The 24195-nt window shown below is 68.2% G+C and carries 20 protein-coding genes and 2 pseudogenes; 7 read left to right on the top strand and 15 right to left on the bottom strand.

Annotated features, from left to right (window positions below; genetic code table 11):
- Positions 1 to 15: 15 nt before the first annotated feature.
- Positions 16 to 1185 carry a zinc-dependent alcohol dehydrogenase gene (locus tag DPQ64_RS12140; RefSeq protein WP_115864586.1) on the bottom strand — a complete coding sequence of 390 codons (1170 nt, stop codon included), beginning with the start codon at positions 1183 to 1185 and terminating at the stop codon, positions 16 to 18.
- Between the two features lie 375 nt (positions 1186 to 1560).
- Positions 1561 to 2193, bottom strand: coding sequence for a hypothetical protein (locus tag DPQ64_RS12135; RefSeq protein ID WP_198662118.1), 633 nt, complete (start codon positions 2191 to 2193; stop codon positions 1561 to 1563).
- Positions 2194 to 2316: 123 nt separating this feature from the next.
- On the opposite strand from DPQ64_RS12135, the gene DPQ64_RS12130 reads away from it, so the two are divergent.
- Positions 2317 to 3516 carry a metal-dependent hydrolase family protein gene (locus DPQ64_RS12130; RefSeq protein WP_115864585.1) on the top strand — a complete coding sequence of 400 codons (1200 nt, stop codon included), beginning with the start codon at positions 2317 to 2319 and terminating at the stop codon, positions 3514 to 3516.
- A gap of 336 nt (positions 3517 to 3852) precedes the next feature.
- Here the strand turns inward: DPQ64_RS12130 and DPQ64_RS12125 are convergent, their stop codons facing one another.
- Positions 3853 to 4083 (bottom strand): DUF7385 family protein, encoded by a 231-nt coding sequence (locus DPQ64_RS12125; RefSeq protein WP_115864584.1) that lies wholly within the window; start codon positions 4081 to 4083, stop codon positions 3853 to 3855.
- Positions 4084 to 4140: 57 nt separating this feature from the next.
- The gene (locus DPQ64_RS12120; RefSeq protein ID WP_115864619.1) at positions 4141 to 4893 is read right to left on the bottom strand and encodes a competence/damage-inducible protein A; all 753 of its coding nucleotides are present in this window, start codon (positions 4891 to 4893) and stop codon (positions 4141 to 4143) included.
- A gap of 104 nt (positions 4894 to 4997) precedes the next feature.
- Here DPQ64_RS12120 and DPQ64_RS12115 point away from each other — a divergent pair, with 104 nt between their 5' ends.
- Positions 4998 to 6476, top strand: a complete 1479-nt coding sequence (locus tag DPQ64_RS12115; protein WP_115864583.1) for a replication factor C large subunit — start codon at positions 4998 to 5000, stop codon at positions 6474 to 6476.
- Between the two features lie 110 nt (positions 6477 to 6586).
- Here DPQ64_RS12115 and DPQ64_RS12110 read toward each other — a convergent pair whose 3' ends face one another.
- Positions 6587 to 6895 carry a HalOD1 output domain-containing protein gene (locus DPQ64_RS12110; RefSeq protein ID WP_157971686.1) on the bottom strand — a complete coding sequence of 103 codons (309 nt, stop codon included), beginning with the start codon at positions 6893 to 6895 and terminating at the stop codon, positions 6587 to 6589.
- Positions 6896 to 7138: 243 nt separating this feature from the next.
- Here DPQ64_RS12110 and DPQ64_RS12105 point away from each other — a divergent pair, with 243 nt between their 5' ends.
- Together DPQ64_RS12105 and DPQ64_RS12100 are read left to right on the top strand one after the other, a co-directional pair.
- Positions 7139 to 8176 (top strand): helix-turn-helix transcriptional regulator, encoded by a 1038-nt coding sequence (locus DPQ64_RS12105; RefSeq protein ID WP_115864582.1) that lies wholly within the window; start codon positions 7139 to 7141, stop codon positions 8174 to 8176.
- Positions 8177 to 8249: 73 nt separating this feature from the next.
- Positions 8250 to 8972: a DUF7096 domain-containing protein gene (locus tag DPQ64_RS12100; RefSeq protein ID WP_115864581.1), complete on the top strand. Its 723-nt coding sequence runs from the start codon at positions 8250 to 8252 to the stop codon at positions 8970 to 8972.
- 33 nt (positions 8973 to 9005) lie between these two features.
- Here DPQ64_RS12100 and DPQ64_RS12095 read toward each other — a convergent pair whose 3' ends face one another.
- The 4 genes from DPQ64_RS12095 to DPQ64_RS12080 all read right to left on the bottom strand — a co-directional run bounded on the left by DPQ64_RS12095 (position 9006) and on the right by DPQ64_RS12080 (position 12289).
- The gene (locus DPQ64_RS12095) at positions 9006 to 9785 is read right to left on the bottom strand and encodes an amino acid ABC transporter ATP-binding protein (protein ID WP_115864580.1); all 780 of its coding nucleotides are present in this window, start codon (positions 9783 to 9785) and stop codon (positions 9006 to 9008) included.
- Between the two features lie 52 nt (positions 9786 to 9837).
- Positions 9838 to 10701, bottom strand: coding sequence for an amino acid ABC transporter permease (locus tag DPQ64_RS12090; protein WP_115864579.1), 864 nt, complete (start codon positions 10699 to 10701; stop codon positions 9838 to 9840).
- Between the two features lie 6 nt (positions 10702 to 10707).
- On the bottom strand, positions 10708 to 11643 hold the full coding sequence (locus tag DPQ64_RS12085) for a transporter substrate-binding domain-containing protein (protein ID WP_368276093.1): 936 nt from the start codon (positions 11641 to 11643) through the stop codon (positions 10708 to 10710).
- 169 nt (positions 11644 to 11812) lie between these two features.
- Positions 11813 to 12289, bottom strand: a complete 477-nt coding sequence (locus tag DPQ64_RS12080; RefSeq protein ID WP_115864577.1) for a COX15/CtaA family protein — start codon at positions 12287 to 12289, stop codon at positions 11813 to 11815.
- A gap of 223 nt (positions 12290 to 12512) precedes the next feature.
- On the opposite strand from DPQ64_RS12080, the pseudogene DPQ64_RS12075 reads away from it, so the two are divergent.
- Positions 12513 to 13660, top strand: a pseudogene (locus DPQ64_RS12075) (M24 family metallopeptidase).
- Positions 13661 to 13767: 107 nt separating this feature from the next.
- Entirely contained in the window at positions 13768 to 16026 is a 2259-nt protein-coding gene (locus DPQ64_RS12070) for an NADP-dependent malic enzyme (protein ID WP_115864576.1), read from the top strand.
- Positions 16027 to 16350: 324 nt separating this feature from the next.
- On the opposite strand, the gene DPQ64_RS12065 is transcribed toward DPQ64_RS12070, so the two are convergent.
- From DPQ64_RS12065 to DPQ64_RS12040, 6 genes are all read right to left on the bottom strand, one after another.
- Positions 16351 to 16782, bottom strand: coding sequence for a DUF7344 domain-containing protein (locus DPQ64_RS12065; protein WP_115864575.1), 432 nt, complete (start codon positions 16780 to 16782; stop codon positions 16351 to 16353).
- Positions 16783 to 17077: 295 nt separating this feature from the next.
- Positions 17078 to 18133, bottom strand: a complete 1056-nt coding sequence (locus tag DPQ64_RS12060) for an ABC transporter ATP-binding protein (protein WP_115864574.1) — start codon at positions 18131 to 18133, stop codon at positions 17078 to 17080.
- A complete protein-coding gene (locus DPQ64_RS12055) occupies positions 18126 to 19445 on the bottom strand; it encodes an ABC transporter ATP-binding protein (protein ID WP_115864573.1) in 1320 nt (439 codons plus the stop codon). The genes DPQ64_RS12060 and DPQ64_RS12055 overlap by 8 nt, the downstream gene beginning before the upstream one ends.
- Positions 19445 to 20518: an ABC transporter permease gene (locus DPQ64_RS12050; protein ID WP_115864572.1), complete on the bottom strand. Its 1074-nt coding sequence runs from the start codon at positions 20516 to 20518 to the stop codon at positions 19445 to 19447. Before DPQ64_RS12050 ends, DPQ64_RS12055 begins: the two co-directional genes overlap by 1 nt.
- On the bottom strand, positions 20515 to 21504 hold the full coding sequence (locus DPQ64_RS12045; protein WP_115864571.1) for an ABC transporter permease: 990 nt from the start codon (positions 21502 to 21504) through the stop codon (positions 20515 to 20517). The genes DPQ64_RS12050 and DPQ64_RS12045 overlap by 4 nt, the downstream gene beginning before the upstream one ends.
- A 72-nt stretch (positions 21505 to 21576) precedes the next feature.
- A complete protein-coding gene (locus DPQ64_RS12040; RefSeq protein ID WP_115864570.1) occupies positions 21577 to 23220 on the bottom strand; it encodes an ABC transporter substrate-binding protein in 1644 nt (547 codons plus the stop codon).
- A gap of 131 nt (positions 23221 to 23351) precedes the next feature.
- Here DPQ64_RS12040 and DPQ64_RS12035 point away from each other — a divergent pair.
- Positions 23352 to 23987 (top strand): annotated as a pseudogene (locus DPQ64_RS12035) (reverse transcriptase-like protein); the annotation flags it as partial.
- Between the last annotated feature and the right edge of the window lie 208 nt (positions 23988 to 24195).

Below are 24195 nucleotides of genomic sequence, written 5' to 3'. Positions count from 1 at the left end.
ACTCCCCCTCGGCCCTCACGGCTCCAGCACGACCTTGATGCAATCGTCGTCCTTCTCGCGGAACGTCCGGTACATCTCCGGCCCCTTCTCCAGCGGTTCTTGGTGCGTGATGACGAACGAGGGGTCGATATCGCCGTCCTCGATGCGCTCTAACAGCGGGTCGAGATAGCGCTGCATGTGAGTCTGGCCCGTCTTCACCGTCAGAGCCTTGTTCATCATCGGGCCGGCAGGGAAGGTGTCCACGTGCCCGAGGTAGACGCCCGGCACCGAGAGCGTCCCGCCCTTCCGACAGCACCGGATGGCCTGCCGGAGGACGTGCGGTCGGTCGGCTTCGAGCTTCGCCTCCTGTTTGAGCTTGTCCGCGTAGCCCATCAGTCCCGTACCGTGGGCCTCCGACCCGACCGCGTCGATGCAACTGTCGGGGCCGCGCCCGCCGGTCATCGCCATCAGGTGGTCGTACACATCCTCCGCCTCGAAGTCGATGGTCTCGGCGTCGCCGTGTTCGCGGGCCATCCCCAGCCGCTCGGGCACGCGGTCGATGGCGACCACCCGACCAGCGCCGAGCAGCCACGCGCTCTGGATGGCGAACTGGCCGACCGGTCCACACCCCCAGACCGCGACGGTGTCGCCGTCGTCGATGTCGGCGTTCTCGGCGGCCATGTAGCCGGTCGGGAACACGTCCGAGAGGAACAGCACCTGCTCGTCCGGCAGGTCCGAATCGACCTTGACCGGCCCCACGTCGGCGTACGGCACTCGCAGATACTCGGCCTGTCCGCCGGCGTAGCCGCCCAGCATGTGCGAGTAGCCGAACAGCCCGGCCGGCGACTGGCCCATCATCTTGCGGGCTATCTCCGCGTTCGGGTTCGAGTTGTCACAGAGCGAGTAGAGGTCCTCCTCGCAGAACCAGCACGAGCCACAGCTGATGGTAAACGGGACGACCACGCGGTCGCCCGCTTCGAGGGTCTCGACCGCGCTCCCGGTCTCGACCACCTCGCCCATCGGTTCGTGGCCCAGCACGTCGCCCTCGCGCATCGTGGGCACGTAGCCGTCGTAGAGGTGGAGGTCCGACCCGCAGATCGCAGTGGCGGTGATCTCGACGATGGCGTCGTGGGGGTTGACGATCTCCGGGTCCGGGACCTCCTCGACGCGCACGTCCTCCTTGCCGTGCCACGTGAGCGCTCTCATCGATTCCCCCTCCCCGTTTCCGGCTTCCGCCGCATTTCCGAGTCGTCCTTCCCCGTTTCCGTGTCATCTCTCCCCACGTTCGGGCTACCACTCGCCGTGTGCAGGAGCACTGTGTTCTCCATGGTGTGAACCGTCCCCGATGACCACAGATGCTTCATTAAAATTGGTGGCTGAATCGGTAGTCGCGGCTTGCGATGCTCGCACAGACGCCAGAGGACGACCCCCGACCTCCGCGGCCGCGCTCGCGTTTGCGCTCGCCCGGCGAGCGCAAACGCGAGCGCGGTCGCCGTGCAGGCTGAACGCGAGCGCCACCGCCGTGCAGCACAAACCCGTCGCGTCCGCGGCGGACGGACAGCCAGAGAAACAGGTAGTTGGTCAGTCGAGCGCGGCGATAGCGGCCCCGCCGAGCGCGCCGAAGACGACGGGATAGACGAGTCCGGCCAGCAGGACGGCGGTCACCGGGTCGAGCGCAATGGTCGGCCCGGACCCCCCGATGGCGTGCTCGGTCAGGAACCCGGTCGCAACCGAGAGCGGGAGGTAGCCGAGCGCGACCGCTGCGCCCGCCGTCACCGCCGAGCGAAGCCCGGAGTCGCGACCGCCCGCAGCACCGCTACGCGGAGCGGAGCCACTGCGTCGCGCCCACGCCGCCAGCGCGCCCGCCGCGAGGAGGACGACCGGCGGGAGCGCGAGCAGGAGGCCCGACCCCTCGCCGGTCACCGCGTTGAACGTCTCGGTTCCGAGCATCGGCGCGGACAGTCGAGCGTCGACGAAGTGCGCGTTCGCGAACAGCCACGCGACGCCCTTCCACGCGGGGATGGCGTCGCCGCCGAGTACCTCCGAGACGAAGCCGACGCCGCGGAGCGCCTCCGAGACGGCGTCGGCCCGCGCGACGTAGACGACGAGATAGCCCGCCAGCCACGCGCAGATTCCCGCGAGAGCGCCCCGGCCGAGGACGCTCCGCGCACCGGCTCGTTCGTTCTCGGGAACGGAGTTGTCGATGGTAGACACGTGCGGGAACTTCCACCGACGGAGGGAGTATCTTGTGGCTGGGGACTCGTCACGTCGAGCGGTCGACCAACGCGGGGTCGCCGTCCGAGAGATTCAAACCATCGGAACGAAAAGTTTCCACAGATGATTATTCGGGACGCTCGCGTGATAGACGGGACGGGTGCGGTCCACGAGGACGCCGCGGTCCGGGTCGACCCCGACTCGGGCCGCGTCGAGGCAGTCGGCGACGCGGAGCCTCGCGGCGACGAACCGGCGTACGACCTCGACGGGAAGACGGTGATGCCGGGGCTGGTCGACGCTCACGTCCACTACTCGCTGTCGGGCGAGGCCAGCGTCGTGTCCGTGGCGGCGATGAGCGACGCCGAACTCGCGCTAACGGAGGCCGAGAACGCCCGGACGACCCTCGAATCCGGCGTCACGGGCGTCCGCGCGATGGGCGCGCGGGACCTCGACGTGGTGCTGGCCGACCGCATCGCGCGGGGCAACCTGCCCGGCCCGCGGACGGTCGCCAACTGCCGGTCGATCACCATCACCGGCGGCCACGGCCACCACCTCGGCCGCGAAGTCGACGGGCCGACCGAGTGCCGGAAGGCGGTCCGCGAGCAGATCAAGCAGGGCGCGCAGTTCGTCAAGTTCATGGCGACCGGCGGGGTGACCACGCCCGGCACGGACCCGAACTCGCCCGCCTTCACCGACGCGGAGATGGACGCCCTCGTCGACGAGGCGCACCGCCGGGGCGTCCACGCGGCCGCGCACGCCCACGGCGCGGCTGGCGCGCGAGCGGCCGTCCGAGCGGGCGTGGACACGCTCGAACACGGTACGTTCCTCGACGAGGAGACCGTCGACCTGCTGGTCGCCGAGGACGTGACGCTCGTGCCCACGCTCTCCGCGCCCCACCACATCGTCCGCAACGCCGACAGCGCGACCGACGAGAGCCTCCGGAAGACCAACGACGTGTACGAGCGCCACGTCGAATCGTTCCGACTGGCGGTCGAGGCGGGCGTCGACGTGGCTAGCGGCACGGACGCCGGAACCCCGTTCAACTACCACGGAACGAACGCCGCGGAGATCTCCTTCATGGTCGAGTACGCGATGGAGCCGATGGACGCCATCGTCGCGATGACCGGCCGGTCCGCCGAGGTGATCGGCCTCGACGACGCCGGCACGCTCGAATCCGGAAGCCACGCCGACTTCCTCGTGCTCGACGACGACCCGCTGGACGACGTGGCCGCCATCGGCGATCCGCGGACGGTGGTCAAGGGCGGCGAGGTCGTCGCCGGCGACGGGTTCGGTTCGGGCGGCGTGGGCGAACGCGTCGAGTGAGAACGCTTGGAGGCTGACGCTGTTGGGCGATTCCGCGACGGGGCGATCAACTGGCAGTTTCGGCCGGTGAGACAGCCGCCAGTAGCGCCCGGTGTCACAGCCGCCAGTAGCGCCCGGTGAGACAGCCACCAGTGGCGCTCCGTGCTACATCTGCGGTCCTGGCGGATGAAAGGGCGAGGCGCGCTCGCGCATCGCTTGGTCGTCTCCACGGGATATCCGTCGGTCGGGTCGGTGCGGAGACCGACGGATATCCCGTGGAGACGACCGCGAGCGCGCCGAGGGCTTTCGGCCTAACCCTAGTCCGAACTATTTCTCCGACCACTCCAGACGAACAACCTAGTGCGTGAACACCAGAATCCGCCCTTCTTCCCGAACAACGCAGAACCGGCCGCCGGGCGGATTGAAGCTGTTTTCCCTGCGCTCGGAGATCAGCAGTTCGTCGAACTGTTCCTCGCAGGCCGGACAGTCGAGGTTCTCGCGGTTCTCCCAGAGTTCGGTGTCGCCCGCGTCCTTCCGAAGTTTCAGGGCGTGGCGGTGGTCGTGAACGTCGAATCGGTCGTCGGTCATGGTCGAGTTCGGTCGTCGGTCGTGGCCGCGTTCGGTCGTCGTAGCTCGGGCTTGGACTCACTCGTCCTTCGTCGCTTCGGTGTCCGTCGTCTCCACGCGCTCGCGGAGCCAGTCGATGGCGGCCCCGACTTCGACGGGATCGGTTCCGGTGACCTTCAGCCGCCCCGGCGTCGATCCAGCGCCGGGGTAGCTCCCGACCGTGGCGTCGAATCGCTCGCGCACGGCGTCGAGCCGACTCACGAGCGCACCCTCCGGTTCGGGTGTGTAGACCACTTCCGAGACCACGTCGCCGCCGAACTCGTCGGCGACCGTCTCGAACATCGCCTCCATCTCGTCGGGGACGCCGGGCAGCACGTAGACGTTCCCGACCGCACAGCCCGGTGCCCATCCGACCTCGGTGGTCAACGGACGGCCGCCCTCGGGGAGCGACGTCGCGGCGTCGAGGTCCATGTCGATGTCGTACTGCTCGGCCATCTCCGGATGCTCCTCGCGGAACTGGCGGGCCTTCTCCGCGAGGCGGGCGCGCTGGTGGGGGTCCACCACGAGGCCGCGGTCGAGGCCGTCGGCGACCGCCTCCATCGTCACGTCGTCGGGCGTTCCGCCGATGCCGCCCGTGACGAGCACCGCGTCGAACGCCTCGGTCCACTCACGGACCGTCTCGGCAATCATCTCGCGGTCGTCGGGCACCGTGAGGATGCGCCGGACGCGACCGCCCCGGTCGTCGATGCGGTCGGCCAGCCACGCGGCGTTGGTGTTCACGGTGTCGCCCGCGAGGAGTTCGTCGCCGACCGACAGCACTGCCACGTTCATGGTGGGCGTCTGGGGAGTGGCGGACTTAGCCGTGTCGGCAGAGGTATCGACCGCATCGAGGTTCTCCGCAACCACTAAACGCCGTTCGCACCTACCCGTTCCCAATGACCGACTGGACCGAGAAATATCGGCCCACCACTCTCTCCGAGCTGCGCGGGAACAACAAGGCCCGCGACCAGTTGCAGGAGTGGGCCGAGACGTGGGACGACCACCGGGAGGCTGCCATCCTGCACGGCAGCCCCGGCGTCGGCAAGACCTCCGCGGCCCACGCGCTCGCCAACGACATGGGGTGGCCGACCATCGAGTTGAACGCCAGCGACACCCGGACCGCCGACGTGGTCGACCAGATCGCGGGCGAGGCCGCCAAGAGCGGGACGCTGACCCAGCAGGCGCAGGGCGAGATCGGCCGCCGACTCGTCGTCATGGACGAGGCCGACAACCTCCACGGCAACGTCGACCGGGGCGGCTCGCGAGCCATCACCGGCGTCGTCAAGGACGCCGGGCAGCCGATGGTGCTCATCGCCAACGAGTTCTACGACATGTCGAACACGCTCCGGAACGCCTGCCAGGAGATCGAGTTCCGGGACGTGTCGGCCCGCTCCATCGTGCCCGCGCTCCGGCACATCTGCAAGCAGGAGGGCATCGAATACGAGAAGGATGCCCTCCAGGCCATCGCGGAGAAGAACGACGGCGACCTCCGGTCGGCGGTCAACGACCTGCAGGCCATCGCCGAGACCAGCGAGCGACTCACTGCCGCGGACGTGGAGGTCACCGGCGAGCGCGACCGGACCAGCGGCGTGTTCGACTTCCTCGACGCGGTGTTCAAGGAGGAAGACGCTCAAGGCGCGCTTCAGGAGTCCTACGACGTGGACGAGACGCCCGACGACCTGCTCAACTGGGTCGAGGACAACGTGCCGAAGGACTACGAAGGGAGGGAACTGGCGACCGCCTACGAGTTCCTCTCGAACGCCGACAAGTGGCTCGGCCGGGTGCGGGCAACCCAGGACTACTCGTACTGGCGCTACGCGGGCGACAACGTCGCCGCCGGGGTCGCGGCGGCCCGCGACGGCCAGAAGGGCGGCTGGACCCGGTACGGCCCGCCGAGCTACTGGCGGAAGCTCGGGAGTTCGCGCGCGAGCCGGAACAAGCGCGACTACGTGGCTCGGAAGATCGCCGAGTCCGACGGCGTGAGCATGTCGACCGCGCGCCGGGAGATCGTCCCGTTCCTCGCGTCGATGACCCACCACTGCAAGAACCGGGAACTGACGGTCGCCATGACCGCGGTGTACGATCTCGACGCCGAGCACGTCTCGTTCGTCACGGGGTCGGGCGAGGACACGAACAAGGTCCAGCGTATCGTCGAGGACGCAGAACAGCTCCGCGAGGAGGCGGCCGTCGAGCACTCCGGCGGCGCGTTCGAGGGAGCGGTCCGCGACGCGTCGGGTGCGTCGGACGCCGACGCGTCGGCGTCCGACGCACCCGACGAGGACGACGACTCGGGCGGTGGCGACGGAGGTGACGGGTCGGCTGGAAGCGACGACTCGGACGACGAGGCCCAATCCGGGCTGACCGACTTCGCTTGAGCGTCGGTCTTCGGAACCTGCCGAGCCCATCGCGGCCGCTGGCGAGCGACCCGTGGGTCACTCGCCAGCGGCCGCGCGGGCTGTCACTTACGAGCAGGGCCACACCGGAATCACGAGCAGGGCCACACCAGTATCTCGCCGTCTCCTCGGACGGTCACGTCGTGGCCCTCGTACTGGAACGTGATCGAGGTCTCGGTCTCGCGGTCGCGCATGGAGGCGACGAACACGTGGAGCGCGTCGGGGTCCATGTACTCGTACAGGGGCGCGAGTTCGGTCACCGGGTCCCCGGTCGCTCTGGAGATGGCGCAGGTGATGGCCGAGTCGAGCGTCTCGCTGCCCGACCAGTCGGCCTGCACGCGCAGGGGTGTCTCGGATTCGTACTCCACCGCGTCAGCCGTCTGCGGTTCGGTCTTCGACATGGGATTTCGCCACCGTAGCCAATGGCGGACACCCGCTTCAAGCCCCCAAACCCTGAAACCCGATTGGGGGGCCTGAGAGCGGTTTGAGTCCGAGTTAAGCCGGATTCAGACTCCCAATGCGGAGATAACGGAAGTAATCGCAACCTACTCCCGAGAAACGAGTCGTTCCACGGCCCCGACCGCCGCATCCCCGGGTGAAACGGCGCAACCCCTTTTTCGCTGCGGGTCGCACGTGTCCGACGAATGGGGGCGCGAGAGTTCGCCGTCCTGCTCGCCGCGACGCTGTGCGTCACGGTCGCGGTCGGCGGCGCAGCGGTCGGTGGGGCGGCTGAGAGTGGGACAGCCACTCGTCCCGCGGCCCAGTCCCAGCCGCCGGGCGTGACCCCCGACACGGTTCTGATGGACGTGACGGTCCACGAGAACGGCACCGCCTCGTGGGAGATCGTCTACCGAACGCGGCTCGACGACCCGGAGACGACCGAGGCGTTCCGGAGCTATCGGGCCGACGTGAAGAACGACTCGGAGGCGTACAGCCAGCAGTTCGTCGACCGGATGACCGCCACCGTCGACAGCGCCGAGCGCTCGACCGGCCGGGAGATGGACGCCCGGCAGTTCGGCGTCGAGGCCAGCGTCCGGGAGTTCCCCCAGCGCTACGGCGTCGTGGTGTACTCGTTCCAGTGGGTCGGGTTCGCCGGGACCGACGGCGACGCGCTCCGGGTCGGCGACGCGCTCTCGGGGCTGTTCCTCGACGAGAAGACGCGCCTGCTGGTGTCGTGGCCCGAGGGCTACGAGCCCGAGACGATCCGGCCCGAGCCCGACGAGCGCCGCACCCGGACCGCGGTGTGGGCCGGCCCGACCGACTTCGCGGCCGATCAGCCCCGGCTCGTGATCGCGCCGCCAGCCGCCGGACCGCTTGACCTGCCGATCTCACCGCTCGCTGTCGGACTCGTCGTCGCGGTCCTCGGAGCTGGGGTCGCGGGCGGCTGGTGGTTCCTCTACCGAGACGGGGGCGGGATCTACCGAAACGGGAGCGCGGGCGACCCCGACGAATCGCGAGACGAGCCGCCCGAGGACCTGCTGAGCAACGAGGAGCGCGTGCTTCGACTGCTCGAACGCCGAGGCGGTCGCATCAAGCAGAAGGCCGTGGTCGACGAGCTGGGCTGGACAGAGGCCAAGACGAGTCAGGTCGTCGGGAGCCTCCGCGAGCAGGGCGAGATCGAGAGCTTCCGGCTGGGTAGGGAGAACGTACTCGCGTTGGCTCGGGAACGACAGGAGCCCTGAACCGAGCTAAATCCGGGTTAATCCGGGTTCAGTAACGGCGGGTTGTTGTCGGTGGGAGGCGTGGTAACGGCCGATGAAAGCCACCTTCCTCGTCCTGTTCGCGGGGCTCGCGCTGGTCGGCGCGGCGGGAGTCGCGGCGGCCGACGATCCGGGAGTTCCGGCGGACAGTTCGGTAGCTGTTGACATAGCCAGCGGGTCTGCGGTCCCGCTCGCGGATCAGACCGTCCCGCCGGCGTGGCCCGGCGACGACAGCACCGAGAACAACACCACCGTCGTCCAGCCGGGCCAGCAGCTCGCGGGCGCGGTGGGCGCGCAGGGTGCCTCTGTCGGGACCGAGCTCTGGAACCGGACGCTCTCGGACCGGCTCGACAACGCCACGTCGCCGGGCGAGCGCGCCGAGGTACTCGCCGAGGAAGCCGACACCATCGAGCAGTACGTCGACCTGCTCGCCGCGGTGCGGGCGAACGTCACCGGCGCGTGGGCGAACGGCACCATCTCGGCGGGCGAGTACCGCACGTCGCTGTCGGCGTTCGTCGTCCGGGCCCACGCGGTCGAACTCCGCGCCAACCGGACCGTCCGGGCGGCCGAGTCGCTGCCCTTCGTGGTGCGCGAGCGCCACGGCCTCAACGTCACTCGCGCCCGGAACCTCTCCGAGCGCGCTCGCGGCCTCTACCAGTTCGAGGACGAGATCGGCCAAGAGGTCGTCAACGAGACGCTGACGAACGAGAGCGCGCTGTCCGAGGTCCCGGTCGGGGTCGAGGTCGACGACTCGAACCGGTCGACGACGCGTCCGTAATAGCGGGCTGACGGGCCGTCGATTCCGTTCCAGTCAGTGAACCCGTTCGAGGAACTGTCTGGCGCGGTCCGTCTTCGGGTTGTCGAAGAAGTCGACCGGTGGGCCCGTCTCGACTATCTCGCCCTCTGACATCAGCACGATGCGGTCGCCCACCTCCCGGGCGAACCCCATTTCGTGAGTCACCACGAGCATCGTCATCCCCTCCTCGGCGAGCCCGCGCATGACCGCCAGCACCTCGCCGACGAGTTCGGGGTCGAGGGCCGAGGTCACCTCGTCGAACAGCATCACGTCGGGCTCCATCGCCAGCGCGCGGGCGATGGCGACCCGCTGTTTCTGGCCGCCCGACAGCTCCGCCGGGAACGAATCGGCCTGCTCGCCGAGGCCGACCTCCTCCAGCAGGTCGAGGCCCCGCTCGCGGGCCTCGCTCTTCGAGAGCCCTCGGACCTGCACCGGCGCGAGCGTGACGTTCTCCAGCGCGGTCTTGTGCGGGAAGAGGTTGAAGTGCTGGAACACCATCCCCACGCGCTGGCGGAGCCGATTCACGTCCACGTCGGGGGCCGAGATGGCTTCGCCCCCGATGCGGACCTCGCCGCTCTGGATCTCCTCCAACCGATTCACGCATCGGAGCAGCGTCGACTTCCCGCTCCCGCTCGGGCCGACGATCACGACCACCTCTCGGTCCTGAACCGCGAGGTCGACGTCTCTCAGGACGTGGTTCTCGCCGAAGTACTTGTTCACCTTCTCGAACTCGACCTCCGGAAGGTCGAATCCATCCGCGCTCACCTGCCGATCCTCCTGATCGTTCGCCGTCATCCGCAACACCTCCAGTCGTTCGCAGCTATCCGCGGACGCCACGCGCTCACCATCATCCGCCGGTCCCCCACTCGGCCCGGTTTTCGAGGTACTGCACCAGCCGCATCAGCGGGAGCGTGATGGCGAGATACGTCACCGCGACGAGCACGATCGGCGTCCACGCGTCGAACTGGTTCGAGTTGATCTCACGGAACACGGTGATGATCTCCGGGAAGGCGATGACGGTCAGCAGCGAGGTGTCCTTCACGAGGATGACCTGATCGTTGCCGATGGCCGCCAGCGCGTTGCGCCACGCCTGCGGGAGGATGATCTCGCGCATCGAATCGACGTACGACATCCCGAGCGACCGCGCGGCCTCCATCTGGCCGCTCGGCACCGCGTTGATGCCGCCCTTGACCGCCTCGCCGACGTACGCCGCGTGGTTCAGCGTGAGCGCGACGACCGCGGTGATGAACGTCCAGTCGACCACGAGCACCGGCGGTGCGAGTTCCCAGCCCCTCGAGATGGGGAACCCGCCGGGCGGCCACAGCGACGGGATGCCGAGGTAGATGATGAACAGCTGAAACAGCAGCGGCGTTCCCCGGAAGAACTGGACGTACGCGGTGGCGATGGAGTGGGTGACGCCGGTTCGGGACACGCGCCCGAGACCCACCAAGACGCCGAGCGTGACCGCGAATACGCTGGAGACGAGCACGACCGCGAGCACGCGAGCGAACGCAACCACGAACCGCGGTGCCACCGAAATCAGCAGGTCGTAGTTCACGTACTCCAGCAGCACGAGCGCGATGAAGCCGACGATGACCGCGGTGAACGCGAGCGACACCGCGAGGCCGACCAACTTGACGCGCTCGTCGGTCAGCAGCCCCTCGTCGCTGACGGCTTCGCCACTCCGCTCCTCGGCGTACGTCTCTCCCATCGCGGATTACCCGCCGTTCGTCGTCGTCTCGTCGCTGGCGGTTTGATTCGTTTCTCCGGTCCCGGTCGTCTCCTCGCCAGCGGTCGTGGTCCCCTCTACCCGGCTCAGGATGCTCTGAGGTGGGTCGCCCGGGAAGTACTCGCTGTATATCTCGGCGTACCGCCCGCTCTCGATGACCGCGGCCAGCGCCTCGTTGACCTGCTGGCGAAACTCGTCGTCGTCCTGCCGGAACGCGATGCCGTAGCGCTCGACCGTGAGCGTGAGGTAGGGCGGCGCGCTCTCGAACTCCTCGGCCGCCTGCCCCTCGCCCTCCAGCATGACGATGTTGTCGCTGTCCTCGGTGTACTGGAGGTTGACCGCGTTGTCGTTGACGACCGCGACCGCCTGATTGTTGAGCAGCGCGTTGAACGCGCCCGGAATCTGGTCGTAGCTGTCGATGTTCAGATCGCCGTCGAACTGCTCCTGTAGCTCTTGGGCTGCGGCCTCGCCGGTCGTGCCCTTCTGGACCGCGACGGTCTGACCCTGTAGGTCGTCGACACTCTGGATGTCGCTGCCCTCCAGTATCGCGACCGTCTGGAACGCCACGAAGTACGGCTCCGAGAAGTCGACCTGCTCGGCGCGCTGGTCGTTGATCGTCATCGCGGACATGATGATGCGGAAGTTGCCGTTGTTCAGGCTCGGGATGATGGTGTCGAACCCGGTCTGGACGAACTCGTACTCCCTGTCCATCTGCCCGGCGAAGACGGCCTCCGCGATGTCCACGTCGAAGCCGACCAGCGTCCCGTCCTCCGTCCGGTACTCGAACGGGTTGTACGGGATGTCCGAGCCGATGCGGATGACTCCCTGATCGCCCTGTCCGTCGTCCTGCGCTCCGGCGAGCCCCCCGAGCGCGACCGCGCCCGCGAGTCCCGCACTCCCCCTGACGAACGACCGCCTGTCGATGTCCATCTTGTTTCCCCCACCGACGTATCTACGCGACACCACATAATCGTTGGTCCGAAAGCTCGGGTTTCGGGCGTGAAAGGCCGTATTTCCGGCGATTTCGCGTCTAAAACCGGGGGCGCTCGGCGCTCGGCTGGTCGGGCCACGCAGCCGTCGCCCGAATGACCGCTCAGTCGTCGCTCGGAACGCCGCTGGCCGCGTCGGCGGGGCTGGCGTCGGGTGCCCGCGCGGTCTCGTACGACCACAGCGTCGTCGCGAGCAGCGATCCGAAGATGATCATCGCGGCCGCGTGGTGGGCGACCTGCACGACCGGCGTGTAGACGAACACCGTCGCGCCGCCGAGCACCATCTGGAGCGGCGTGACCGCCAGCGCGAGGGTCGCCGCGCCTCGGATGCGCTTCTGGGCGGTGTACTTCCACGCGCCGACCGTCGTTCCGATGATGAAGAAGCCGGTTATCATCGCGATCAGGCGGTGGAACCACTCGACGAAGCTCGGGAACGTCTGTGGCAGCAGGCCGCCGTCGCAGAAGGGCCACTGGGCCGAACACGACAGCCCCGCGCCCATCGCGGCGGTGTACACGCCCAGCAGGATGAGCGAGAACGTGAGGCCGGTCGTGACGGCCGCGAGGTGGCGGAACCGGACCATCAGGGCTCACCTCCCGATGGCGTGACTCCCGACCGAACGACTCCCGGCACCGGGACTTCCGTCGACGCGAGTCGGTGGATGCGTAGTTGCACGGTTTGAACTCCCTTGCTGGAGGTTTCGGCCGGTCGTACTTAGGTCTGTTCGACCGTTTCCGGAAACTGGGAACGGACGAAGAATCACCGAAGTCGCCTTCTTGAAGGCTCTCCGCTGCCACGGATAGGACATGACCAAGCGCGAGCGCCTCGACGCCCTCCTCGACGACCGCGACCTCGCCGCGGTGTGGTTCGCCCGCCCGAACTCCGTCGCGTGGCTGACCGGCGCGAACAACGTCGTGGACCGCGAGAGCGACGTCGGCGTGGCCGCGGTGGGCTACGACGGCGAGGAGTTGGAAGTCGTGACGAGCAACGTCGAGGCCGAGCGCCTCCGCGAGGAAGAAGTGAGCGGCGAGATTCCCGTCATCGCGTTCGACTGGTACGAGCGGTCGCTGGCCGAGGCCGTGGCGGATCGGAGCCCCGACCCCGCCGCGGCGGACTTCGACGTGCCGGGGTTCGAGTCGGTCGACGCCTCGCCGCTCCGCCACCCCTTGACCGACGAGGACGTGGCGCGCTATCGAGAACTCGGCCGGCAGACCGCCGCGGCAGTCGAGGCCGTCTGCCGGGAGCTCCAGCCCGGCGACACCGAGTCCGAGGTCGCCTCGGCGCTCCGGGTCGCGCTGTTCGCACGGAATATCGAGTCGCCCGTCGCGCTCGTCGGCGGAGCCGAGCGCGCCCGGAAACACCGCCACTACACCCCGACCGACGCCGAACTCGGCGCGTACGCGCTGGTGTCGGTGACGGCCCAGCGCGGCGGCCTCCACGCCAGCGCGACCCGGACGGTGGCGTTCGAGTCGGCGATAGACGACGCCGAACTCGCCGAACTCCGCGAGCGCCACGACGCGGCGAGCGCGGAGGAGTGGGTGGAAGGGACGAGCCTACCGGCGATGCCGGGCCGGGCGGAACCGCCGGCGGCGTCTTCGCGGCGATACAGGACGCCTACGAGGCCGTCGGTTATCCAGACGAGTGGCAGCGCCACCATCAGGGCGGCGCGGCCGGGTTCGCGGGTCGGGAGTGGTTCGCCGCGCCGGACGCCGAGGACACCGTCACCGCGCCGATGGCCTACGCGTGGAACCCGACCGTGCAGGGCGCGAAGAGCGAGGACACAGTGCTGGTCGGTGGCGAGGGCGGTAGGGGCGGCGGCGAGGGCGGCGACGATGAGGACGAGTTCGAGGTGCTGACCGCCACCGGTCGGTGGCCGACGACCGCGGTCGAGGGTCAAGGGTTCGACGTGACCGTGGAACGGCCCGACGTGCTGGTGCTGGGCGCAGACGGATAAGGGGGGACAGTAACTTCCGGCGTTCTGCGTGATGGGTTCGTCGTCTGTCGAACTGAATTTCGACGGGTTCGGATAGTTTTTTAGTGGCGGGTGCGATTCTTCAGGCCATGGGACTCGACGAAGACGCACTCGAATATCACCGCCAGGAGCCGCCCGGCAAGATCGAAATCTCGACCACGAAGCCGACCAACACCCAGCGAGACCTGAGCCTCGCGTACTCGCCGGGCGTGGCCGCGGCCTGCCTCGAGATCGACGAGAACCCCGACGACGCCTACCAGTACACCGCGAAAGGCAACCTCGTCGGGGTCGTCTCGAACGGGTCGGCGGTGCTCGGCCTCGGGAACATCGGCGCGCAGGCCTCCAAACCCGTGATGGAGGGCAAAGGCGTGCTGTTCAAGCGGTTCGCCGACATCGACGTGTTCGACATCGAGCTCGATCAGGCCGACCCGCAGGACATCATCCGGACCGTGAAGGCGATGGAGCCCACCTTCGGCGGCATCAATCTCGAGGACATCAAAGCGCCCGAGTGCTTCGAGGTCGAGACGACGCTCCGCGAGGAGATGGACGTGCCGGTGTTCCACGACGACCAGCACGGCACCGCCATCATCTCCGGGGCGGCACTGCTCAACGCGACCGAGATCAACGGCAAGGACATCGAGGACCTGAACATCGTCTTCTCGGGCGCGGGGGCGTCGGCCATCGCCACCGCGAGATTCTACGTCTCGCTAGGCGCGCGCAAGGAGAACATCCTGATGTGTGACTCGTCGGGCATCATCACCCAGAGCCGGGCCGACCAGGGCGAGGTCAACGAGTTCAAGGCCGAGTTCGCCCGCGACGTGCCGGAGGGCGACCTCGCTGACGCGATGGCGGGCGCGGACGTGTTCGTCGGCCTGTCGGTCGCCGACATCGTCTCGCCGGAGATGGTGCAGTCGATGGCCGACGACCCGGTCATCTTCGCGATGGCGAACCCCGACCCCGAAATCGGCTACGAGGCTGCGAAGGAAGCGCGCGACGACACGGTCATCATGGCGACCGGGCGCTCGGACTACCCCAACATGGTGAACAACGTGCTCGGGTTCCCCTTCATCTTCCGGGGCGCGCTCGACGTGCGCGCGACCGAGATCAACGAGGAGATGAAGATCGCGGCGGCCGAGGCGCTGGCGGATCTGGCCAAGCAGGACGTACCCGACGCGGTCGTGAAGGCGTACGGCGACCAGCCGCTCCAGTTCGGGTCCGAGTACATCATCCCCAAGCCGCTCGACCCGCGCGTCCTCTTCCAGGTCGCGCCCGCGGTCGCGGACGCCGCGATGGAGTCGGGAGTCGCCCGGAGCGAACTCGACACCGACGAGTACGTCGAGACGCTCGAAGCGCGACTCGGCAAGTCCCGCGAGATGATGCGCGTGGTGCTCAACAAGGCCAAGTCCGACCCCAAGCGCGTCGCCTTGGCGGAGGGCGACGACGAGAAGATGATCCGGGCGGCCTACCAGATGCAGGAGGAGGGCATCGCCAACCCCGTCCTCGTGGGCGACCGCGACGAGATCGAGACGGTCACCGCGTCGCTCGGGCTCGGCTTCGACCCCGAGATCGTCGACCCCGCCGACGGCGACCACGGGGCGTACGCCGACCGGCTGTACGAACTCCGACAGCGCAAGGGCATCACCGAGAGCGAGGCCACGGAGCTCGTCGAGAAAGACACCAACTACTTCGCCAGCGTGATGGTCGAGCAGGGCGACGCCGACGCGATGCTGACCGGGCTGACCCACCACTACCCCTCGGCGCTCCGCCCGCCGCTCCAGGTCGTCGGCACGGCCGACGACGCCGAGTACGCCGCCGGAGTGTACATGCTCACGTTCAAGAACCGCGTGGTGTTCATCGCCGACGCGACGGTCAACCAGGACCCCGACGAGGACGTGCTGGCCGAGATCACCCGCCACACCGCCGACCTCGCCCGCCGGTTCAACGTCGACCCGCGCGCGGCGATGCTGTCGTACTCGAACTTCGGGAGCGTGGACAACGAGGGCACGCGCAAGCCCCGCCACGCGGCCCGACAGCTGCGCGAGGATCCGGACGTGGACTTCCCGGTCGACGGCGAGATGCAGGCCGACACCGCGGTCGTCGAGGACATCCTCAACGGCACCTACGAGTTCTCGGACCTGGAAGAGCCCGCGAACGTGCTCGTGTTCCCGAATCTGGAGGCCGGCAACATCGGCTACAAGCTCCTCCAGCGGCTCGGCGGCGCGGAAGCCATCGGTCCGATGCTGGTCGGCATGGGCAAGCCGGTCCACGTCATTCAGCGCGGCGACGAGGTCAAGGACATCGTGAACCTCGCGGGCGTGGCCGTGGTGGACGCCCAGCAGAACGAGTAGCGAACGCGGGCGATTTTCCGTTCGGAGTTATCCTTCGGCGTACCGGTAACTCGGAATACGAGCGCTCGGTGATCCTACTCAATCGTCGGCGCGCGCGAGCAACGCGCGCGAGGGAGGCGGCCGCGTCTGCGCGAGGGGACCGAGTGCAGACGCGGCCGCCGAGGCTGGGGAGGTACGAGGCCCGCGGTCGCGGTGCGGCGCTGTGCGGTGCTGTGCTGTGCGGTCTCTCGGATGCCTCGGCAGTAGCTAGCTTTACTCATCTTCTCACCAGAAAACAACACGTCGAATCTACGAACTCGCGAACCAGCACGGAAGAGCCAACCACTATTCCAAGTCGACGGTCGACGCCGCGCGCAGACACGCTCGCACGCCCGGCGACTCCGCGAGTTCCACCCGTCCCGCCTCGCGGTCGTACTCGACGATACCGGCGTCCGCCAACCGCGGCAGGTGCATCCGGACGAGTTCGGCCCGCGACTTCTCGACCGCCGCGTCGGTGAGCACCGCGCGGGAGGTTCCGCTCGTGGAGGCGGCCACCCGTTCCGCGAGGTCGGCCACCCCGAGCGGTTCCTCGCTCCGGACGAGGTAGTGACAGACGCAGCGTCGGCGGTAGTCGGCGAGCGCGCGGAAGACGGCGTCGAGCGACTCGCTGTCGTCGAGCGACAGGACTCCCTGCCGACCGACGTCGTCGAGTGACGGTACTTCCCGCTCGGAGACGCGTCGTGGGGAACTCGACTCCCCTCGGTCGTCCTGACTCATGTGTAGGTTTGGAACGTCCCGGTGGGGTTCGCGCCGGTCGTCGGCGCAACGCAAATCGTCTTCGCGGGTCGCCCGGCGGTGGCTCCTCGCCGGCGAGGAGCCACCGCCGGACGACCGCCCCGCACCACGGCACCGGGTGCAGTCCCGTAGTTCCGAAATGCCGGTGACGAACAAAAGGCTGATGCCCACCGTCGTGAGATGTCGCGGCAAAGCTATCGAGAACCGACCGCAGAGAGTCTTCTTCCAGAGAAACAGGATCAGAGGACGCTTCTCTGACGGTTCCCGAGAACGACCCTCAGTCGTCGGCGGTCCCCTCGGCCACCTGCTCGTCCTCGCCGAGCGGCGGACTGTCCCAGTAGTCGTGGTCCTCCACCCGGCGGAAGCAGGCCGCCTGATGGTCCGCGCGTCCCGCCACGTCGTAATCGCCGGGCGACTCCCGCTTGCACGCTTCGCGGGCGTACGGACACCGGGTGTGGAACCGACAGCCCGAGGGTGGACTCCGCGGCGAGGGAACGTCGCCCGCCAGCGGATCGACCTCCCGGCCCTGTTCGCTGGTGTCGGCGCGGGGGACGCTCTCGAGCAGCGCCTCGGTGTACGGATGGCCGGGGTTCTCGAAGATCTCGTCCGCGGGGCCGATCTCGACCACTTCGCCGAGATACATCACCGCGACGCGGTCGGAGATGTGCCGGACCACGCTCAGGTCGTGGGCGATGAACAGGTACGTCAGTCCGAACTCCTCCTGGAGGTCTTCGAGCAGGTTGAGGATCTGCGCTTGGACGGACACGTCGAGCGCCGACACCGGCTCGTCGCAGACGATGAAGTCCGGTTCGAGCGCGAGTGCCCGGGCGATGCCCACGCGCTGGCGCTGCCCGCCGGAGAACTCGTGGGGATAGCGGTCGACCTGCCCGGCCGACAGCCCCACGCGTTCGAGCAGTTCCTCGACGCGCTCGCGGCGCTCGGCCTTCGTGCCGATGCCGTGAACGTCGAGGGGTTCCCGGATGATCTGGCCGGCGGTCATCCGCGGGTCGAGGCTGGAGAACGGGTCCTGGAACACCACTTGCGCGCGCTTGCGGAACTCGTCCAGGTCGGCGCTCTCGAAGACGTTCTCGCCGTCGAAGTACACCGCGCCGTCGGTGGGCTCGCGCAGCCGCAACAGCGTCTCGCCGGTCGTGGACTTCCCGCAGCCCGACTCGCCGACGAGGCCGAGCGTCTCGCCCTCGCGCACGTCGAAGCTCACGCCGTCGACGGCCTGGACGCTCTCGGGCTCCTTGCCGAGCAGCCGGTCGACGAGGCTGTCCTGCTCGAAGTAGTACTTCTGGAGGTCCTCGACGCGAACGAGCGGGTCAGTCATCGGTGTTCACCTCCTCTGTCTCGGCGGCCTCGCGATCCGACCCGGAGGAGTCCTCCGATTCGACCGCGAAGTACTCCTCGGGCAGCGCATCCTCCGGGCGGAACTCGTGGTTCGCGAGGACGCAGCGCGCGCCGTGCTCACCGGGGTCGGTCTTGGGGTCGACGGGCTTCCCCGTCTCCGTGTCGAACTCCGGCGGATGACTCAGACACTCCTCCATCGCGTACGGACACCGGTCGGCGAAGTAACACCGGTCGCCCATCTCGTGGTCGTACAGGTCCGGCACGTTGCCCTCGATGGGCTGGAGCCGGGACGCAGGCTCGTCCAGGTCCGGGATCGAGCCGAGCAGCCCCTGAGTGTACGGATGCACCGGATCGTCGAACACGTCGGCCAACTGGCCGCGCTCGACGATCTCGCCCGCGTACATCACGCCCACCCGGTCGCACATCCGAGCGATGACGCCGAGGTTGTGGGTGATCATCACGATGCTCATGCCGGTCTCGTCCTGCAGGTCCCGGAGCAGGTCGAGGATCTGAGCCTGGATGGTCACGTCGAGCGCGGTGGTCGGCTCGTCGGCGATGAGCAGGTCCGGCTCGCCGGCCAGCGCCTGCGCGATCATCGCCCGCTGGAGCATGCCGCCCGAGAACTGGTGGGGGTACTCGTCGGCGCGGTCGGCGGGGTCGGGGATGCCGACCTGTTCGAGCAGTTCGATGGCGCGCTCGCGGCTCTCCTCGGACACGTAGCTGCGGGACGGCAGGACGGTACTGGCGAGCATGTCGGCCAGCCCGTACCCCTGCGTGCGTGAGCGGGTCGAGCGCGGGTTCGCGCGAGCCCGGCGCTGGACCTCGACCGCCTCGGCGATCTGCTCGCCCACCGTCAGCGACGGGTTGAGGCTGCTCATCGGGTCCTGGAAGATCATGCTGAACGACGGCCCGCGGAGCGACCGCCGGACGTTCTCGGGAACCTGTCGCACGTCCACGAAGTCACCGTCGACCGCTTCGGGGTCGTCGATCTCCTCGGCGAGGTCGGCGTTGCGGTACCACACCTCGCCGCTGGTGACCCGGCCGGGCGACTCCACGAGGTCGCCGATCGACAGCGCGGTCACGCTCTTGCCCGACCCGGACTCGCCGACGATGCCGAACACCTCGCCGTCGCGCACGTCGAAGTCGACCGACTCGACCGCGTTGACCTGCCCCTCCTCGGTGAAGAAGCGGGTCGAAAGGTCCCGAACCCGGAGCAGGTTGCGGGCGTCCTCGTCGGCATCGCTGATAGCTGGACTGGCGTCGCGGGCGTGGGAGGTCTCGTCTCCGGACATTACGGACCACCTCCCTCGCCTTCGATACCGGGGTCGAGGGCGTCCCTGAGCCAGTCACCCACGAGGTTGATGCCGATGACCGTCAGCACGATGGCGATGCCGGGGATGGTCGAGATCCACCACGACGTCGCGAGGTAGTCCCGGCCCTGCGCGATGTCGAAGCCCCACGAGAGGGTGGTCCCCGAGAAGCCGAGGAACGACAGCGAGGACTCCAGCAGGATGATGGCCGCGATCTGGATGGTCGCCAGCACGAGGATCGGGGTCACGCTGTTGGGCAGCACGTGTTTGCGGATGATGAACCCGTCGCTGGCCCCCACCGAGCGCGCGGCCTTCACGTACTCCTCGCTCTGGATGGACAGCGCCTCGCCCCGGGCGACACGGGCGAACCACACCCAGTTGACCAGCCCGACCACGAGGATGACCGTTCCCGGGAGGACGAACGAGTCGGGCATCCCCGACTCGACGCCGAGCGCCACGAGCGGGTCGGGCACGGGGATCGACACCTTGCCGAACAGCCCGACCAGCGCGACCGCCAGCACGAGCGACGGGAACGCGAGCATCACGTCGGCGCTGCGCATCAGCGCGTCGTCGACCCGGCCGCCGTAGTAGCCCGCGGCCAACCCGACGGTCACGCCCACGAGCGCGGCGATGGCGGTCCCGAGGAAGCCGACCATCAGCGAGGTTCGCGCGCCGTAGATGGCCCGCGAGAGCATGTCCCGGCCGAGCGAGTCGGTTCCCAGCGGGTGGTTCGGATCGGCCTCGACGTAGACGGTCTCGTTGACCACCTCGATGCTCCCGTTGACCATCTCCGAAGAGGTCTGGGTCGTCTCCTTGCTGAAGCCCAGCGGCGGGAGGCTCGACCCGTCGAGGTTCTGGGTCGTCGGGTCGTGGGGCGCGAGCACGGGCGCGAACGCCGCGACGAGGATGGCCGCGACGACCAGTACGACGCCGAGTTTGGCCAGCAGACTGTTCCGAAACTCCTTGCGGAGGTTGCGCGCTGTCCGTGGGGAGACGCCTCCCCGGACCGTCTCCCAGACCCCTCCGAACAGTTTGGAGAGCAGTTCCGAGATCATTCGCTTCTCACCTGCGGGTTGATGTACGCGTACATGGCGTCGACCGCGATGTTGACTATCACGAATCCGGCACCGATGACCACCAGCGACCCCTGTATCAGCACCCAGTCGCGGTCGTTGATGGCGTTGATGACCAGCGTGCCGAGCCCGGGCCAGTTGAACACGGCCTCGGTGATGACCGCGCCGCCGATAAGCGTCCCCAGTTGGAGGCCCAGCACCGTGATGACCGGGATGAGCGTGTTCCGGAGCACGTGCTTGTACCGGACCAGCGTCTCGGGCAGGCCCTTGGCGCGCGAGGCCCGAACGTACGTCTTGCCGAGTTCGTCGAGCATCCCGCTCCGGGTGAGCCGGGTGATGAGCGCGGTGAAGTACGTTCCGAGCGTGATGGCCGGGAGCGTGATGTGCCACAGCCACGTCACCAGACCGCCGGGATCTAGATCCGTGAGCAGCATCTCTATCGCGGGCAGGAAGCCGATGGCTCGCCGACTCGTCGGGAACAGCCCGAGCCCGACCGCGAGCACGAGCACCAGCATGATGCCGAGCCAGAAGTTCGGCGTCGAGATGCCCACCAGTGAGAACGTCGTCGCGGCGTAGTCGGCGGGTTCGTGTCGCCGGGTCGCGCTGATGACGCCCAGCGGGATCGAGATGACGACCGCAACGATGCTCGCCGCGACGGCGAGTTCGAGCGTCGCGGGCAGCCGGTTGAAGATTCGCTGTCTCGCCGGGGTGCTGTTGATGTACGAGTAGCCCATGTCGCCCTGTACGAGGTTGAACAGGTACTCGCCGTACTGGACGTACAGCGGCTTGTTGAGCCCGAGTTCACGGGCGATGTTCTGCCGAACCTCCGGCGGTGCGTCCAGCGGTGCGATGAACGTGATGGGGTCGCCCGGCGTGACGAACCGGAGCAGGAACACCACGGTCACGACGCCCCAGATCACGAACACACCCTGCAGGAGCCGCCTGAGTAGAAACCGCCCCATCGACATGCTTGTCACTCACTGTGAAACGCAGGTATAAAAAAGGCGTAGTGTCCGGACGTGTCTGCCGCCGTGGTGGTGTTACTGGTCGGCCGGGCTCATCGCGTAGGCGTCGATGCGCTCGTCGGTCCGGGCGTCCCACGCGACCCGCTCGTTGACGCCGTAGACGCTGTACTGGCGGTTGAGGAACACCCACGGTGCCTGATCGTGGACGACCTGGTTGAGTTCCTGGATGGTGGCTTCGCGCTCGTCACCGGACTGGCTCATCGATTGCTCGTGGAGTTCGTCGATCCGGTCGTTGGAGAACGAGGTGAGCGCGCCGTCGCTGGTCATCAGCGCGCCGATTGTGAGCACGCCCTCGAAGGTGGCCTCGCCCCAGCCCAGCAGGTAGAACGGCGGACTCGTGGTGATGTCGCCGTCCGTGACCTCGCCGGCCAGCGACGCGAACTCCCGCTGGTTGTACGAGCAGGAGACGTTCGACAGGCTGTCGATCTGGTCGGCGACCGCCTGGGCGATCTCGACGTCCCGGAGGTACCGGCCCGACGGGCCGTCGAGCGTGATCTCCACGCCCGCGTGACCGCTCTCCTCGACGAGCGACTCGGCTTGGTCCGGGTCGTGGGGGTACGGCTCGACGTCGGGGTTGTGACCGAAGAATCCCTCGAGCGTGGGCTGGCCCGTGGGGTCGCCGAACGTCTGGAGCACGTTCTCGATGATGCCCTCCAGGTCGACCGCGTAGTTCATCGCCTGCCGGAACTGCTGGTTACTGAACGGCTCGACGTCGTAGCGCATCGCGGAGAACAACACCCGCGTACTCGGGACTGCCGAGAGTCGAGTCGAGCCCTCGCTCTGTACCCGCCCGGCGTCCTGCGGCGGGACGTTGACGATGACGTCGGTCTCGCCGTTGAGTAGCGCGTTGACCCGCGTGCTGGACTCGGAGCCCGCGCGGAACGTGAGCTGGGACACGTCGGCGGGACCGTCCCAGTAGTCGTCGTAGCGCTCGAAGACGACCTGTTCGTCCTGCGAGTAGTTTGCGAGCTGGAACGGCCCGGTGCCGTTCATGTCCTGGTTGATCTCGTCTCTGCTCCGCTCTTCCATCCAGGACTGCTGGACCACGTCGCCGTAGGTCGCGAACGACGAGAAGACGGTCGGGTTGAACCCGTCCGAGGACACTTCCACGGTGTTACCGTCGCCGGCCTCCGCGCCGGTAACGCCCGCGAGCTGGTCGTTCTGCGGGCTCTCGAAGTCGACCTCGGGGTCGACGATGCGATTGATGCTGTACGCGACGTCCTCGGGCGTGAGGTCGTCGCCGCTGTGGAAGGTGACGTCCTCGCGGAGGGTGAACCGGACCAGTCCGTCCTCGACGCGCTCGTACTCGGTGGCCAGCGCGTTGACGACGCTGCCCTCGCGGTCGCGCGAGAGCACGCCTTCGTAGGCGTGGAGCATCACGTTGTCGGTGGGCGTCTCGCGGTGGTCGTGGGGATCGAGACCGGAGGGCATCTGGCCCTGCGTGATGGTGACCTCGAACTCGCCGGAGCCGTCGCCACCCTCCTCGGTGGTCTCTTCGGCCTCGGTCTCCGTGTCCATGCCACCGGCTTCGGTGGTCTCCTCGTCGGTCGTGGTCTCCTGGTCCTCGCCGCCGGTACAGCCGGCGAGCGAAGCCGCAGCCGCAGCGGTACCTGCAGCCTTGAGGAATCGTCGTCTGGACGTGTCTTCGTCGTGCGCCATACGGTGTACAACACTTACTACCCCATAAATATGCTGTGGTGATATGTGGTATCCACCGGTTTCGGCGTTCGTTCGCCCGTCAGGCGGTTCCGGGCCGTAGGTTTAAGTTGCCCGGAACCGAATCCGAAATCATGGCCGTTCACGGCCGTCCCTCCCAACTCCGGGCACTGTTCGACGAATCGCCCACGCCCCACATCGCCCACCCGCCGCGAACGCACCATCGGGACTTCTACGTCGCCACAGACGGCTCCTACAGCCTCGACAGCGACGACGGCGGACTGGGCGTCATCATCGAGACCCGCGACGGAACCCGAGTGGCGCGTCTCGCGCTCCCGGACCACTCGGTGACCGACAACAACGTCGCGGAGTACCGGGCGCTCCACCTCGGCCTCGACGTACTCGCGGCCCGCGCTCCGGACGGGGCGCGGGTGGGCGTCCTCGTCGACCACGACGACCTCGCGGCGAACGTCAACAGCGCCGCGCTGGCGACCCGCCGGGCGGATCGGTCGCCCCCGCGGAAGCTGACGGTGCCGACCGCGGGCAGGAACCACTGGCGGGGCATCCGTTCGCGGGTGTGCGGGTTCGACGAACTCCGGGCCGCGGTGCTCGACAGCGACCAGAACCCGGCTCACGCGCTCGCGAACGCCCCCGAGGAGTACGCCCACGTCAACCGCAAGGCCGACCGGTGTCTCCTGCCGGACGGCTCCGCGTCCAGCGACGCGCAGGTCCCGCCGCCGTCGCGGGCCGACAGGCGAGCCAGCAACCGGCGCGCGAGGGACCGCCGAGCAAGCGACCGCACTGCGAACGACAGTCGAACAAGCGACCGGCGCGCGAGCGACAGTCGAGCAAGCGACCGCCCTGCGAACGACAGCCGAGCAAGCGACCGGCGCGCGAGCGACTGACGAACGCTGGTGTTCGTCTGTCGCTCGCGCGCCGGTCGTGCCCCCGTCGCCCACCGCTCTCGACGGTACTTCG

Source organism: Halorussus litoreus, from assembly GCF_003382685.1.
GTDB classification, from domain to species: Archaea; Halobacteriota; Halobacteria; order Halobacteriales; family Haladaptataceae; genus Halorussus; species Halorussus litoreus.
The sequence above is the reverse complement of the archived record's forward strand: the minus strand, read 5'-3'. Positions and strand labels throughout refer to the sequence as shown.

What these genes read in the sequence shown, in the direction of transcription:
- DPQ64_RS12140 (WP_115864586.1), bottom strand. Translation starts at nt 1,185, where the DNA reads ATGAGAGCGCTCACGTGGCACGGCAAGGAGGACGTGCGCGTCGAGGAG.
- DPQ64_RS12130 (WP_115864585.1), top strand. Translation starts at nt 2,317, where the DNA reads ATGATTATTCGGGACGCTCGCGTGATAGACGGGACGGGTGCGGTCCAC.
- DPQ64_RS12125 (WP_115864584.1), bottom strand. Translation starts at nt 4,083, where the DNA reads ATGACCGACGACCGATTCGACGTTCACGACCACCGCCACGCCCTGAAA.
- DPQ64_RS12120 (WP_115864619.1), bottom strand. Translation starts at nt 4,893, where the DNA reads ATGAACGTGGCAGTGCTGTCGGTCGGCGACGAACTCCTCGCGGGCGAC.
- DPQ64_RS12115 (WP_115864583.1), top strand. Translation starts at nt 4,998, where the DNA reads ATGACCGACTGGACCGAGAAATATCGGCCCACCACTCTCTCCGAGCTG.
- DPQ64_RS12110 (WP_157971686.1), bottom strand. Translation starts at nt 6,895, where the DNA reads ATGTCGAAGACCGAACCGCAGACGGCTGACGCGGTGGAGTACGAATCC.
- DPQ64_RS12105 (WP_115864582.1), top strand. Translation starts at nt 7,139, where the DNA reads ATGGGGGCGCGAGAGTTCGCCGTCCTGCTCGCCGCGACGCTGTGCGTC.
- DPQ64_RS12100 (WP_115864581.1), top strand. Translation starts at nt 8,250, where the DNA reads ATGAAAGCCACCTTCCTCGTCCTGTTCGCGGGGCTCGCGCTGGTCGGC.
- DPQ64_RS12095 (WP_115864580.1), bottom strand. Translation starts at nt 9,785, where the DNA reads ATGACGGCGAACGATCAGGAGGATCGGCAGGTGAGCGCGGATGGATTC.
- DPQ64_RS12090 (WP_115864579.1), bottom strand. Translation starts at nt 10,701, where the DNA reads ATGGGAGAGACGTACGCCGAGGAGCGGAGTGGCGAAGCCGTCAGCGAC.
- DPQ64_RS12080 (WP_115864577.1), bottom strand. Translation starts at nt 12,289, where the DNA reads ATGGTCCGGTTCCGCCACCTCGCGGCCGTCACGACCGGCCTCACGTTC.
- DPQ64_RS12070 (WP_115864576.1), top strand. Translation starts at nt 13,768, where the DNA reads ATGGGACTCGACGAAGACGCACTCGAATATCACCGCCAGGAGCCGCCC.
- DPQ64_RS12065 (WP_115864575.1), bottom strand. Translation starts at nt 16,782, where the DNA reads ATGAGTCAGGACGACCGAGGGGAGTCGAGTTCCCCACGACGCGTCTCC.
- DPQ64_RS12060 (WP_115864574.1), bottom strand. Translation starts at nt 18,133, where the DNA reads ATGACTGACCCGCTCGTTCGCGTCGAGGACCTCCAGAAGTACTACTTC.
- DPQ64_RS12055 (WP_115864573.1), bottom strand. Translation starts at nt 19,445, where the DNA reads ATGTCCGGAGACGAGACCTCCCACGCCCGCGACGCCAGTCCAGCTATC.
- DPQ64_RS12050 (WP_115864572.1), bottom strand. Translation starts at nt 20,518, where the DNA reads ATGATCTCGGAACTGCTCTCCAAACTGTTCGGAGGGGTCTGGGAGACG.
- DPQ64_RS12045 (WP_115864571.1), bottom strand. Translation starts at nt 21,504, where the DNA reads ATGTCGATGGGGCGGTTTCTACTCAGGCGGCTCCTGCAGGGTGTGTTC.
- DPQ64_RS12040 (WP_115864570.1), bottom strand. Translation starts at nt 23,220, where the DNA reads ATGGCGCACGACGAAGACACGTCCAGACGACGATTCCTCAAGGCTGCA.